The sequence below is a fragment of the Nitrosospira sp. NRS527 genome (assembly GCF_018406445.1).
Lineage (GTDB): Bacteria > Pseudomonadota > Gammaproteobacteria > Burkholderiales > Nitrosomonadaceae > Nitrosospira > Nitrosospira briensis.
Genome location: NZ_AP024515.1, coordinates 194,490 through 207,502 on the forward strand (window position 1 = coordinate 194,490; position 13,013 = coordinate 207,502).

The window sequence follows — 13,013 nt, forward strand, 5'->3', positions numbered from 1 at the left end:
TCGCGCTAAAAATTATCCGGCATACGCGCGCCTTAGTTCATCAATATCCATCTTCTTCATATGAAGCATTGCTTCCATGGTCCTTTCGGATTTTTCCGAATCGGCATCATTCAGCATCTCGAGTAGAACGCCGGGAACAATTTGCCATGATGCGCCGTATTTATCCTTCAGCCAACCGCACTGCTGTGCTTTTTCCTCCCCGCCTTCGGACAGCTTTTCCCAGTAATAATCCACTTCTTCCTGTGTCTCACAATTGACTTGAAATGAGATGGCCTCGTTGAATTTGAACGTCGGGCCGCCGTTAAGCGCGATGAACGCCTGCCTATCGAGTTCAAATGAGACGGTCATTACTGTTCCCGCCGGTTTTCCGTGGATTTCATGCCCTGCTTTTCCATAGCGAGAAATGTTCAATATCTTCGAATTCCGAAAAATACCGGTATAAAACTCAGCCGCTTCTTCGGCCTGATCATCGAACCACAAACATGGGGTGATCTTTTGATTGTTTTGCATGGCATTTCTCCAAGGATTGGTAACGATGAGATGACTGTGACCACAGCTTGATCGTCTGCGAAATCCTGATATCGACAAGGCCGAGCTAACGGGATTGATATCATTTCGGCAATCAACCGGTTCCAAGCCTATTTAGCATGGAGGCTTGTAAAGCCAAAAACTGGCGTGGTTGCGAGCTTTCCCTGTTTTCCAGGTATAGGCATACAATTTTGCCAGCTCTATTAAACTATAGTCTTCAAGAAAAGGGCTTTCAAGAGAACCGGATTCATGGGTTAATGAAAATCCCGGCTCTCCACCATGAGATTACCCAACAAATGACTATGGTCTACCAATCGCTTGGCAATCAGATGCTTGACTTCGCCTTCACGTTGCCATACCCCATACACCGTTAAAAGCCTTGAGTTTAATATTTCACGGCGTTGTTTCCGGACAAGCTGGCTCCATACCACGACGTTCGTTATCCCGGTCTCATCTTCGAGCGTAACAAAGACCACGCCGCTTGCCGTTCCAGGACGCTGACGGCAGGTTACGATACCGGTGGTTCGCACCAGCCGCCCCGTTGGGCAATTGTCCAGCTCCAATGCCGAATGTAAATTCATCCTGGTCAATTTTGGCCGCAACAAGGCAAGGGGGTGTCTGCGCAAAGTGAGCTCTGTGCTGGCGTAATCAGCCGTAATTTCCTCTCCTTCACGCGCAGCGGCAATGTTGAGTAGCGCCTCCTTCACGGGGACGTCTCGCATCAGATCCAGTTGTTTTATGTGAGACGCGACCGCCCATAAAGCCTGCCGCCGATGACCCGACAGCGCGCGCAGCGCATCGGAGCGGGCGAGGGAGCGCATCTCAGCGCTATTCAAGGATGCGCGGCTTGCCAAATCGCCCGTATTTTCAAATGGTGAGATTTTTCTTGCCTCAACGATATGCCAGGCAGCCTTAATGCCAATCCCTTTTGCCCTGTTCAGACCCAGCCGGACAGCAAGCTGAAAAGATTTCTCCATCTGTTCTTCAAGCGTGCAATCCCAGTCACTGATTGTCACGTCTACCGGCCTGACTTGAACGCCGTGCCGCTGCGCATCCTGGATCAGTTGCGACGCGCTATAAAAGCCCATGGGCAAGCTGTTCAGCATGGCGCACAGGAAGGCAGCAGGTTCGTGGCATTTGAGCCAGGCCGATACGTAAACCAGCAGCGCAAAGCTTGCGGCATGAGATTCAGGAAACCCATATTCGCCAAAACCCTGGATTTGGCGGAAGATCCGTTCAGCAAAATCGAGGGTGTAGCCTCGGCTGGTCATTCCCTCGATTAATTTCTTATGGAAAGAACCGAGCTCCCCTTTTCTTTTCCAGGCAGCCATGGAACGTCGCAACTGGTCTGCCTCGCCTGGAGTAAAGCCGGCGGCCAGCACTGCCAGTTGCATCACCTGCTCCTGGAAAATCGGGACGCCGTAAGTTCGTTCCAAAGCGGTTTTGACTTCCTCGCTTGGATAGCTCACCGGTTCCAGCCCTTGACGGCGCCGTAAGTAGGGATGCACCATGCCTCCCTGAATCGGCCCTGGACGAACAATGCCGACTTCTATTACCAGATCATAGAAATTCCGGGGCCTCAAGCGCGGCAGCATGGACATCTGTGCCCGGGACTCGATCTGGAAAACACCGATGGTGTCGGCTTTGCAGATCATGTCGAAGGTTTTTTCATCTCCCCCCGGGATATCCTGCATCTGGAATGGCTTGCCGTGCCGTATGGAAACCAGATCGAGCGTGCGACGGATAGCCGATAGCATACCCAGCGCGAGCACATCGATTTTCATCAGCCCTACCGCTGCAAGATCGTCCTTATCCCATTGGATAATGCGACGATCCGGCATGGCGGCGTTCTCGATGGGGACAATGCGGCACAGCTTGTCGCGGGTAATGACAAAACCACCTACATGCTGCGATAAGTGACGTGGAAACCCATATAAGGCCGGGATCAGTTGAATCAGCTTCCGGATGATGGGGCTATCAGGATCGAAGCCGTTTTCAATGAGCCGCGTACCAATATCCGAGGTCTTGTCCCACCAGGCAAAAGAACCGGATAACCGCTTGATACGTTCGACATCGAACCCCAGCGCTTTGCCGATATCCTGGACCGCCGAGCGGGTACGGTATGTGATTACCGTTGCTGCTATCGCAGCACGATCCTGGCCATATTTCCGATAGATATGTTGAATAACCTCTTCCCGGCGTTGATGCTCGAAATCGACATCGATATCAGGAGGCTCATTGCGTTCTTTTGAAATAAACCGTTCAAACAGCAGGCTGCTGCGCTCCGGATCAATCTCGGTAATACCCAGGCAATAGCAGACCGTCGAATTGGCCGCCGATCCGCGTCCCTGGCAGAGAATGCCGCGCGACCGGGCGAACCTTACGATATTGAATACCGTCAGGAAATAGGGCTCGTAGTTCAGATCGGCGATCAGCTTCAATTCATATTCGACCTGTTTCCTGATTTTGACCGAGGCGCCTTCGGGAAACCGTCTTGCCATGCCCTCCTCGACCATGCGTCGCAGATAGGCGGCATACGTCTCGCCGGTTCCTGCTGATTCATCAGGATATTCATAGCGCAACTCGTCCAGCGAGAAAGTACAACGCGCTGCGATCGAAACGGCCTCCTGCAAGAGCTGCGGCGAATAGATTTCTGCCAATTGCAATCTTGTACGCAGATGCTGTTCCGCATTAGGCTGGAGAGAATAGCCGCATTCGGAAAGCGCCTTGCCGATACGAATGGCCGTCATCGTATCTTGCAGGGGCTTACGAGAACTGTCATGCATAGTGACATCGCCAGCAGCCACGAGCGGCATTCTGGTCATAGCCGCACCCTGCCGTATTCGTTCGAGCAGGTGATCCTCGCCGGCATGAAGCAATAGCTCGACAGCAGCCCAGCAGCGGCCAGGAAATAGCGACAGTGCCCAGCGCATGTCATTTACCAGACAGGCTTCCGTTTGAGTAAAGCGAGGAATCAATAAAATCAGACAATCTCGCAATAGGGCGAGATGGGGCGCATCAGGGCAGCTTTCAAAATCTGCGCGGCTTATACGATAAGCCCCTTTCTTGTCACGCTGTCTTGCCAGCGTTATCAGTTCGCATAGATTGCCGTAGCCTTCCCGATTCATGGCCAGGCAGACCAGCCGCAGCCCATCCTCCAGGATAAATTGGCTTCCGATCAGAAGAGGGAGGCCGGTTTTTTTTGCTTCGGAATGGGCCCGCACGACCCCGGCCATGGAACACTCATCCGTTATGGCCAGTGCGCTATAGCCCAGGCTTACCGCACGTTCAACCAGCTCTTCCGGAAAGGAAGCACCTTTCAGAAAACTGAAGCTGGAGCAGCAGTGCAGTTCAGCATAGGAAGGAGGAGAAGAATACATGTTCAGGAATAACTCAGAATGCCCGGGATGGAGGCAAAGCTGATTTATCCAAATAGCCCCTGCAAATACCAGTCTTTTTTCTTATTTTCCCTTGCTAGGTCGTGCTCGCAGTAAATCCATAACAATTGGCCAAGATTATTTTCCGCAATAAAATAGTCGCGCGTGATCGCGCCATCGTCCCACCAGCCTGCCTCGATTCGCTCCGGCCCTGAAATTAATTTCAATAGCGACCCGTAAACCGGCTGCTGGCGTTGCAGCTTCAGTTCCAGCGGTGTTTCCATTAACCAGGCAGGACGGATTAATTCCGATGAAATTCTGTCCCGATGCGTTCCACGGCATGAAAATCCACCTATTCCTGAAGCATCGAATCTTTGGCTGCATTCCGGCCGATAGTCAGAAATAGCTTGCAGACTTGTAATGGCTTGCGGCCCCAGGCGGGAGGAAAGTTTTTCAATAAACCGGCTCAATGAAGTCGCTTCCGATTGCGCGGTCGGGAACAGTTCCAGATTAGTCTCCATTCCCGCTGTTATTTCGTCCGCTATCAGCTCCAATCCACAAACCGGAACCATCAGTTTTGTACGATCCAGGCGTTCACGGAGCAAAATCATTAAATGACCGGGATCATTACTTTGCTCGGAAAGCCGTATGTTTATGGGCGTGGATCGATGTGGCTGCCGGAGAGAATATTCATGGTGCAGAATGAGCGAGAACGCTGAAACCGCCGTATAGCGTGAAACCAGCCAGCCGCACATTTGCTCGATCATCCGCTGTACGGGAAGCAGCAACATGCCGGCATTTTCAACTTGCGCCATTAATTCCATCTTTCGCTGGAAGTATTCCGGTGCTTCAAACCATTTTTGAGGGTCTGGCGAGTCGCCGTAAGCCTGATCCAGCTCCATTAGAAGACCCGTGCCAAATCGACGCGCCATTCCTCCACGTGGCAATCGCCGTAAATCAGCCAGCGTTTTGCAGCCTATGCCGCGAATGACTTCAAGATGAGCCTGGGCCGACTCCAGCAAACTGACGGGCAGGAAGTCGAGCAATAAGTGGAATTTAGCCCCCGCGCCATTGATGACGGTGTGCGGTGGCGTGGACTGTGCGAGAAGCCATGCTCCTTTGGCAGTGGGAGCCACGCCCACGCAGAGTTGCAAGCCTTGTACAGTCACTGCCCGGTTGAGTAATCGGCACAATTTTTTCAGGCCGCCAAACAGTTTCAGGCTTCCGGAAATCTCCGCGATGAGGCCGCTGCATTGCAGCACAATATTGGGGGTGAAACGCAAAGCGGCATATGCAGCTTCCTGCAACGCTTTCATTTCTTCATTCGGGTCATGCTCCAATACCACCAGGTCGGGAAAAAGAGACAGGGCACTTGCCAAGGGTTGATGAGCCGTTATCCCCCATTGTTGCGCCGGCTTATTGGCTTGCCGGATATAAACCTGATTACCCTTGCGAATAGTCACCGCCATTGCGGGGATCAGTGCGGCAGGAAACCGGCGTTCAATCCAGTCGAGCGATAATGTTGGACAATGTAGCGCGATCCACAACATTGTGATCCAAGGCTCAACAGTGGGCTAAAGCAGGTCTGGATACAGCGGAGCTGGAGAAGGGCTTTATCTGAGGGAGGACGATGTAAATGGGCAGGACAGCCGGAGCACCCCGCCGTTTCAGCAGGCGCACAGAAAGCGTATGCTGCGCTACCGGACCGAGCAATATTCTAAGCGGGGCCGCGGAGGATTCGAATTGCGCGCTCACCGGCCTGAACAAGAAAACCAGGCTGGCAACAGTTCGCGCGATGACCTGTAACCTGCGCGTCGTTTGCAGGCTGGATTCGGGCAGCCAGCCGATAACAGCTCCGAAAGCAGCACTTTTGATCCCTTGTTCAAGTACCCATAATCGCTCGGTGGGTTTGTCGACTCTGGCAATTACAATGCGCCGACTATCAATATGCAGGTTCTCCCACGCATGCATATAAGGAATATAAGGCGGACCAACCAATAGAATATTCCTCCCGTCTCCCGTGATCTGCTCAAGCGGTCGACCCAATAATCTGATTTCTCCCAGTCCTTCTGCCGGTAGCAGCAATTCCGTCAGATTGTGAACAGGCCATCCCCCTCCAGGCAAAGCTTTATCCAGTTCATTGAAACCACTGGAAACAACCGGATCCGTTGAAGATCCTGATGGATCGCCCCGCCATATCCTGTTTTTGAATCGAGCTTCGATTTGCAAAAGCGATAGCGGCGCAGCGGGTGAGGAGGCAAGCGTCGACATGACGAAGTTCCATTAACCACGGCTGGAACCGATGTGGTTTCCAGAAGCAGGGGCTTTTCGAAACAGGCCAACATAAAATCCGTAGATTTCCAGTTTCTGCTCAGGGCGGATAGGCAGGTACTCCTTGCTTCGCCTATCATTGCGCGCTTCCAGGTAATAGCCTTCCTTGTCCCTGGCCAGAACCTTGAGAGTGAATTCGTTATCCACGATAGCCAATACGACCTGGCCAAGTGAAGCTGAATTGCTGCGTTCAATAACCACCATGTCGCCCTCGAGTATTCCCAGATCGATCATCGAATCGCCTTTAACGGGAAACAGAATGGTTTGAGAAGGCTTTTCGATAAGATAATCATCTATGCGCAATAATTCAGGCTGAACGTCGAAAGCCTCTTGAGGCAGCCCTGCACGGACCGTATGCCCGACCGTTCGCTCGAAAAAGCGAGGTCCCGGACGCAATCTTCCGCCCGGACCATTTTCCAGAAAGCCCTCTTCTTTTAAACGCTGGGCGATCCGATGTGTCCAGGAACGGGCCTTTCCGTTCCATAGCACAGATAATTGAGTTGTCGAGGGGATGATTCTTTCCTGGGCGTAGTAATCCTGAAGCTTGCCAAGATAAGAAGAAATGTCGAGTTGCTGCATGGCGGGAGCTGAATAGAGAACGATTGTTCTTATTATAGAGAGCAATCGTTCTCTATTCAAGCCGCTCCATGTTTGCTGTTTTTCTACCCCAAACTTCTGCAATAGGGCAGCAATGTTCGCAAGTACTCAAGAATAGAGCCGGCGATAGGGTTGATTGCGGCTTTAATGCATAAAACTGAATTGGCTCACGCCCGCCGAAAGGTGGACTGGGACGACGATATCCCGTTAGACTTTAGATACTACTGCTGAGCGAGCAATTGGGCCTAAGTACACCAATGACCCGAGTAGGATATTGCCGACACGGGCGTGAACATGCCCATGTCGGGAGGCGCTTCAGGAATTTAGCAGAATCTGGTCACACCTGAAACATTCCGTCTTCATGCGGCAGTTGTTATTCCAGCAAGCAACTTTTTTATCGTAGTCTATAGCGACGCGTTCCAGGTGATCGATGTGTGCTGATCCCTTCAGGAGTATTACTTCCCCGGGTATCATGGTTTGGCGGATCAGATCACGTAACTCCACAATGTTTGACACAAATTGAGCACGTCCCGCTATCAAATCTTCATCCCCTGGTCTTGCGTGAGAAGCCTTGTCCCCAAAGAAAATTACTCTATCAGCTAATTCTCGAGCGAGTTTATAAGCGGGTTTATAGTGGGTAAAAATCCCTTTCTTGGATTTATCGGAAACGGTTCCAAGTACGATTGTTCTTCTTGGCGCCTGTGGAAAGTTACTTATCGTTTGTAAAGCGAGGTTTAGTGTCTCGAATGGTGCTTTCGTTGTATCACAGATAAAAATAGGCGCATTCGGATTGGGGTGTAAAGAGCAGCGTCCTTCTGTCTGAGTAAAAGTTTTACCGCGCTGAGCCAATGAAGACAGGGAAATGCCAAGTTGGTGCGCACAAGAAATAGCGCCCAGCACTGGCGTGATAAAGTGTATTCCTAATAGCCCTACATCAAATTGAGCGGATTCTTCTCCATGATGGCATTTGAATTGTAAGCGCCCAGCAGATGAAATGATCAAGTCCGTGGCACGATAATCCGACTCTTCTGATCTCCCATAGGTAACTACTTTTGCTCTGGACCTTGAGCGCATATCAAGAACCCGGGGATCATCCGCATTCAGAAATACCCGTCCATCCGGCGGAATATTTGATACCAGGCAGCCTTTTTCCCGAGCGATCTCCCCGATGCCATGAAAGTTTGTAATATGATCGCTTGCAACTACCGTCACTATTCCAAGCTGTGGCTGGATATATCTACAGGCGGCATCTATCGCCCCCTGCTTGTCTCCGCTGATCTCGAAGACTGCGTATTTGATATTTTTTTCAAGTTTTCGCATGCCTCCTATGATTGACAGAAAGGCATTATCGAATACGGATAAAGCGCATTTGTCTTTTTCACTTAGCAGGTGATGAATAAAGCGGGCTGTAGTGGTCTTGCCGCCGCTACCCGTTATCCCTACAAATTTTGTGGGACCCATTTTGGAGCGCTTAAGAAGAACGAATTTCTCCATTTCCTCGCTGGATGGGCGTTTTCCTGATTTCAGTAATGTTTTAAGCTTGAACCACTTGTAATCCAGAGCCATACCCATTTACCCTATCCATGATTTTTGAAAATGAATTCGTTGCCGTTTTCTATAGTCATAATGCACGGGTGACAGCAGGCTTGCTGATGTGGATGAGCAATTTTCAGGAACCTGTGATTTGTAAACCTATGCGGCTCGGGACAATCGCAACAATGTATAGACCTGCCTACCTCGATTGATCGCAATGCCGGAAAGCTTTCAAGCATCTGCTGTATCACGGTTAATAATTTCTTCTGACCGCTGAATCAGCTTACGCAATGCTTTATCAACGGGCGGATCAAGATGTCCCGCCAACTCTCTTCGAAAATTAAGCGATAAATCATCCGTTATTGGGGGCAAAGCCTCAATAGCTTGAACCAGTGGTATATTTTCCGGCAAAGTGTCGAGCTTGAAATCAGGGGCATGCCAACTCAAGGTCATGCGCAGCAGGACGCATTTATGGCAATAACCGCAATTCCCAAGTGATGTCGGGTGTTCCCAGCATACGCGTAGATGGCGCTTCAGAAGTGGCTTGGCAATAGCATGGTTCACCAACCGCTTTATCTTCTCTGATCGAGAAACCTCATATCCTATGCTTTTGACCGAAAGTCGGCTGGAGGACCAGTAAGGATCGAGATCAGGGTGCGAACCCCAGGGACCCAGATGATCTTGGTCATGGCTCGATGAAATAAGCAAGGAACCGATGCGTTCATGCAGGAGATGCCCTAAAAATGCAACCGCACTCCCATGGGAGAACTCCCAGGATAATCTCCGAAAAAGACGATGCCTTCTGAGATCAGTTTCGATCACTGTCCAATCTTTACCCGTTACCTCGGCTACTGCGGCTAGAGAATTACACATCGATGCAAGGATATCTTTTCTTTCTAGCGGGATATCGAATCCGGAAGCCAGAATTAAAAGATCGGGTGCCGGATCGGCAAAAAAGTTGGAGTAAAACGAATCAACCCCTAAGCTGAACGCCAACCCGACCCCCTGGCTTGGCCGGCCAGGATTGCCGGGTGCCAAGTCAGGCTGAACTGCCCCGTAATCCCACCACGCATTTACCTGATCGAGTATGCGTTGCGTATTCTCCAGCCATACCGGATCGCACGACTCCCCGACAAGACGTCTGCCCATCGCGACAGTAGGCAACAGGAAAGCAGTACCCAGTGCCTCCGGGGATAGAACAAGTTTCGTGCGTTGACTTCGGATACGCAGAAAATTACCGTCGATCCTGGTGCATAAATCATTACCGTGCTTTATGCCTTCTGGTATATGAACAGGGATGTCGAGAAAACGAGCTATCCGATCGCGCAGTTTTGGCTTAGGCATAATAATAGGGGTTATTACCTGGAGGATGGGGCGGACGCACGCAAGCATTGCGAGTTGGATAAGACAGCCCTACTCTCCTGACAGCTTGCCGTCATTCCTCTTTCGAAAGAGGATTATTCTTCGGTTTTATTCAACGTTTTTCGCTCGGTAATCCACGATACTGCTCGACCCGGTCCACGCAGTGATATAAGAATAATTCTTGCCATAAGAGTTATTCAAGACCGTATTCGGAATCCCCATCAGACAGGACAAAATGTGGGCATGCAACCGGTCAGTCGTGACTACCTCGAATCTGCTGAAAAGATCGATCGCCTCGCCAACCAGTTTCGTTGCGTATTTGATCCACAAGTCCATCTCAAGGGACAGGATACCCGAGTCGAGGTGCGCCAGGTGCAAGGCAGCCAGCACTCCCCGCATCATTCGAATCCAGGTATTTTTATGCCTGACCAACTCCCGCCAGTCAGCACGCATATCAAAATCGATAACCTCGCTCCCTGCGGACTCGACATCAGCTCTCAATAGCGCGAGACGATGGCCCTCGCAATGCCGGGCTTGTTGTATCGGCCATAACTGGTGCGCCATATCCGGGAGAAGATAAACATGCCGCGACATGGGAACCGCCAGTTCAAATGACTTATGGTCCCTGACACAAATATGGAGATCGGGGTGCTTTGCAAAAATCCTGCAGCATTGCGCATACGCATCCGGGGAACGGAAGTGGATGGTCTGAGGGAAGATAATTATCCTGTTTCCCGGTAGCTTCTCTACCACATGTTGACGCATCTGCTGCGGTCCTGCGTAAAGATCGCCAAGATTACCGCCGCCCTGGAATACGATCACATCCCCGGTTCTTGCCCAGCTTGGGCGGTAGGTAAAATACGCCGCCTTTAGACTTATCTTCAACTCATGGAGCGCGAAGAAGCGGAGCGTGCCCAGCATGATCAGCAGGTCACCTATGTTCCTGTGAACAGGTAAATCGACGTAATGAACCGGAGCTGTTCCAATCAAGCCGGCAAGAACATGGTGTTTACCAGCCAGAGAGCGCATTAATTCAGCATGAGGTGCATCGCTCATTGTTTTTATCTGCTCGATTAGAGTCATCCCGCCTTGATCAATTCCCTGTTGAATATCTCGACATAACAGTTACCCATCGGCTGCCAGGCCGGCTGAAATCCTTCCGCCTCACTCTGAAGTTCAAGCAGAAGGAGCGCGACGCACGCTATCGTAAACGGTGCCGCACACCAGAAACGCCTTATCAGCGTGCCATGGATTGAGAGAGTGTAACCGAAGAGACCAGGTCAAAACCGCGAACACTGCACGAAATACTGAACCCATTTGATCTGAAACAGCAGATCGATGCCGAATAAGTCACATCTTTTCCATGGTCAAAGTTACCTCGGTTATGAGGCAACGATCCTGACCTTCGGTATCCTTTTGTGATGAGGAAACGCGTTGAAATCTCCGCGGAGCATAACAGTGCCGGGAGATCAAGGATCAGGTTTGTAAATACCGTCAATACGCCGCCCGCGGCGCTTCGTTTCTAGTCCAATCGCTTCAGCTATCCCGTCATTTCCCTGTAATGGATTTGTCATGTAAGACGCTTACACTTCGTATCGTTTTGCAAAGTCTACTAATGGATTCGAGGATACTGAGATGAAGCGTTGGCGTATCCAGCGGCGTACGCATGCGGCATATGGATTCACGCTGCTCGAGTTGCTGGTCGTAATGGTCATTATAGGATTGCTGGCCGGCTATGTGGCGCCCAAGTATTTTTCGCAGGTGGGCAAGTCCGAAATAAAAGCGGCTCAAGCCCAGATTGATTCCCTGGAAAAGGCGCTGGATCAGTATCGCCTGGATACCGGTCACTATCCAGCTACCGAACAAGGACTGATCTCTCTGGTGACGCGTCCCACCAATGAACTGAAGTGGCAGGGGCCTTACCTCAAGAAGATGGTGCCGCCAGATCCCTGGGGGCGACCATATGTCTATAAATATCCGGGTGAACGCGCGGAGTTCGATTTGTATTCCTATGGCAAGGACGGTCAACCCGGCGGTACGGGTGAAGCGGTCGATATAGCAAACTGGTAGGCTCAGATGCACTACGAAGTGAAGGCCGTACTTGTCGGACAAGGCACGGTATTGCTGAAACTCGAGGCGGATAGCGAGAAGGATGCCCGTCTCCAGGTAATGGCGCAGGGCGGCATGGTTTTGGACATACGCCGGCGGTTTACCGGTTGGATACCGAAACCCCGACTACGTTTTCCACTGGCGCATTTCAGCCAGGAGTTGCTCTCCCTGTTGGGGGCGGGGCTCAGCCTGGTAGAGAGCATCGAGACGCTGTCGGAAAAAGAGCAGGACGCCGGCATACGAAAAATCATGGGCGAACTGCTTGAGCGGCTTTATGAGGGCATGACTTTCTCGCGGGCATTGGAGCTTTATCCGCAGGCGTTTCCGCCTCTTTATGTCGCCAGTGCGCGCGCAAGCGAGCGCACTGGCGACCTGCCTGAAGCCTTGACGCGTTTCATGACTTATCAGGCGCAGATGGATCTGGTCCGCAAGAAATTGATTGGCGCCTCCATTTATCCGGTTCTCCTGCTGGTGATAGGGCTGCTGGTGGCAATGTTCCTGCTGGTTTTTGTGGTGCCGAAGTTCAGCGCTATTTATGAGGATCTTGGATCCGATTTGCCGTGGCTCTCCATACTTCTGATTGAATGGGGGCATTTCGTGCATGACCAGGGATGGCAACTGGCGGGTGTGGGGACAGTCACGCTAGGAATTGCCATCTATAGCCTGACGCGGCCGCTGTTCAGAATATGGGTGTCGCAACAATTATGGCGCATTCCGGCCATCGGAGAACGTATGCGCGTTTATCAACTTGCCCGGTTTTACAGAACGCTCGGTATGTTGTTGCGTGGGGGTATTCCGGTGGCAAAGGCGTTGGAAATGGTGAGCGGTCTGCTACAGCCGCACTTCAGGCCAAAAGTGCATGCGGCCGCTGCCAGTATCCGCGAGGGAAAAACGATCTCCAGCGCGATGGAGGCGGAAGGACTGACGACGGCCGTTGGCAGCCGCATGCTGCGGGTCGGGGAAAGAACCGGTTTGATGGGGGAAATGATGGAGCGAATCGGTAATTTTCATGATGAAGAAATTGCGCGCTGGGTCGAGTGGATGACGAAGCTGATCGAGCCCTTGTTGATGGCGGTGATCGGTGGGGTGATCGGTGGAATCATCATCCTCATGTATATGCCGATATTCCAGTTGGCGGGAAGCATCAATTGAGCTGCGTGATTGAATCCGCGTTAC

Annotated in this window: 10 protein-coding genes; 2 read left to right on the forward strand and 8 right to left on the reverse strand. The window is 51.5% G+C overall.

What is annotated here, in order from left to right; genetic code table 11:
• Window positions 1-12: 12 nt before the first annotated feature.
• The 8 genes from KJS40_RS00960 to KJS40_RS00995 form a co-directional block, all read right to left on the reverse strand.
• A complete protein-coding gene (locus KJS40_RS00960; RefSeq protein ID WP_213538714.1) occupies window positions 13-510 on the reverse strand; it encodes a VOC family protein in 498 nt (165 codons plus the stop codon).
• Window positions 511-782: 272 nt separating this feature from the next.
• Window positions 783-3,908, reverse strand: coding sequence for an error-prone DNA polymerase (locus KJS40_RS00965; RefSeq protein ID WP_213538715.1), 3,126 nt, complete (start codon window positions 3,906-3,908; stop codon window positions 783-785).
• A 44-nt stretch (window positions 3,909-3,952) separates the two neighbouring features.
• Window positions 3,953-5,455, reverse strand: a complete 1,503-nt coding sequence (locus KJS40_RS00970; RefSeq protein WP_213538716.1) for a DNA polymerase Y family protein — start codon at window positions 5,453-5,455, stop codon at window positions 3,953-3,955.
• A 13-nt stretch (window positions 5,456-5,468) separates the two neighbouring features.
• Entirely contained in the window at window positions 5,469-6,176 is a 708-nt protein-coding gene (imuA, locus tag KJS40_RS00975; RefSeq protein ID WP_213538717.1) for a translesion DNA synthesis-associated protein ImuA, read from the reverse strand.
• A gap of 12 nt (window positions 6,177-6,188) precedes the next feature.
• Entirely contained in the window at window positions 6,189-6,815 is a 627-nt protein-coding gene (locus KJS40_RS00980) for a S24 family peptidase (protein WP_213538718.1), read from the reverse strand.
• Window positions 6,816-7,148: 333 nt separating this feature from the next.
• On the reverse strand, window positions 7,149-8,399 hold the full coding sequence (murF, locus tag KJS40_RS00985) for a UDP-N-acetylmuramoyl-tripeptide--D-alanyl-D-alanine ligase (protein ID WP_213538719.1): 1,251 nt from the start codon (window positions 8,397-8,399) through the stop codon (window positions 7,149-7,151).
• A 198-nt stretch (window positions 8,400-8,597) separates the two neighbouring features.
• On the reverse strand, window positions 8,598-9,710 hold the full coding sequence (locus KJS40_RS00990; protein WP_213538720.1) for a hypothetical protein: 1,113 nt from the start codon (window positions 9,708-9,710) through the stop codon (window positions 8,598-8,600).
• A gap of 126 nt (window positions 9,711-9,836) precedes the next feature.
• Window positions 9,837-10,811 carry a polysaccharide pyruvyl transferase family protein gene (locus tag KJS40_RS00995; protein WP_213538721.1) on the reverse strand — a complete coding sequence of 325 codons (975 nt, stop codon included), beginning with the start codon at window positions 10,809-10,811 and terminating at the stop codon, window positions 9,837-9,839.
• A gap of 552 nt (window positions 10,812-11,363) precedes the next feature.
• On the opposite strand from KJS40_RS00995, the gene gspG reads away from it, so the two are divergent.
• Window positions 11,364-11,798, forward strand: a complete 435-nt coding sequence (gspG, locus tag KJS40_RS01000; protein ID WP_025041367.1) for a type II secretion system major pseudopilin GspG — start codon at window positions 11,364-11,366, stop codon at window positions 11,796-11,798.
• A gap of 6 nt (window positions 11,799-11,804) precedes the next feature.
• On the forward strand, window positions 11,805-12,989 hold the full coding sequence (locus KJS40_RS01005; protein WP_213538722.1) for a type II secretion system F family protein: 1,185 nt from the start codon (window positions 11,805-11,807) through the stop codon (window positions 12,987-12,989).
• The last annotated feature ends 24 nt before the right edge of the window (window positions 12,990-13,013 follow it).

Bases quoted from the DNA above. Each gene is read 5' to 3' on its own strand.
- KJS40_RS00995 (WP_213538721.1), bottom strand. From the start codon at position 10,811: ATGACTCTAATCGAGCAGATAAAAACAATGAGCGATGCACCTCATGCT.
- imuA (WP_213538717.1), bottom strand. From the start codon at position 6,176: ATGTCGACGCTTGCCTCCTCACCCGCTGCGCCGCTATCGCTTTTGCAA.
- KJS40_RS00970 (WP_213538716.1), bottom strand. From the start codon at position 5,455: ATGTTGTGGATCGCGCTACATTGTCCAACATTATCGCTCGACTGGATT.
- KJS40_RS00965 (WP_213538715.1), bottom strand. From the start codon at position 3,908: ATGTATTCTTCTCCTCCTTCCTATGCTGAACTGCACTGCTGCTCCAGC.
- gspG (WP_025041367.1), top strand. From the start codon at position 11,364: ATGAAGCGTTGGCGTATCCAGCGGCGTACGCATGCGGCATATGGATTC.
- KJS40_RS01005 (WP_213538722.1), top strand. From the start codon at position 11,805: ATGCACTACGAAGTGAAGGCCGTACTTGTCGGACAAGGCACGGTATTG.
- KJS40_RS00990 (WP_213538720.1), bottom strand. From the start codon at position 9,710: ATGCCTAAGCCAAAACTGCGCGATCGGATAGCTCGTTTTCTCGACATC.
- KJS40_RS00980 (WP_213538718.1), bottom strand. From the start codon at position 6,815: ATGCAGCAACTCGACATTTCTTCTTATCTTGGCAAGCTTCAGGATTAC.
- KJS40_RS00960 (WP_213538714.1), bottom strand. From the start codon at position 510: ATGCAAAACAATCAAAAGATCACCCCATGTTTGTGGTTCGATGATCAG.
- murF (WP_213538719.1), bottom strand. From the start codon at position 8,399: ATGGCTCTGGATTACAAGTGGTTCAAGCTTAAAACATTACTGAAATCA.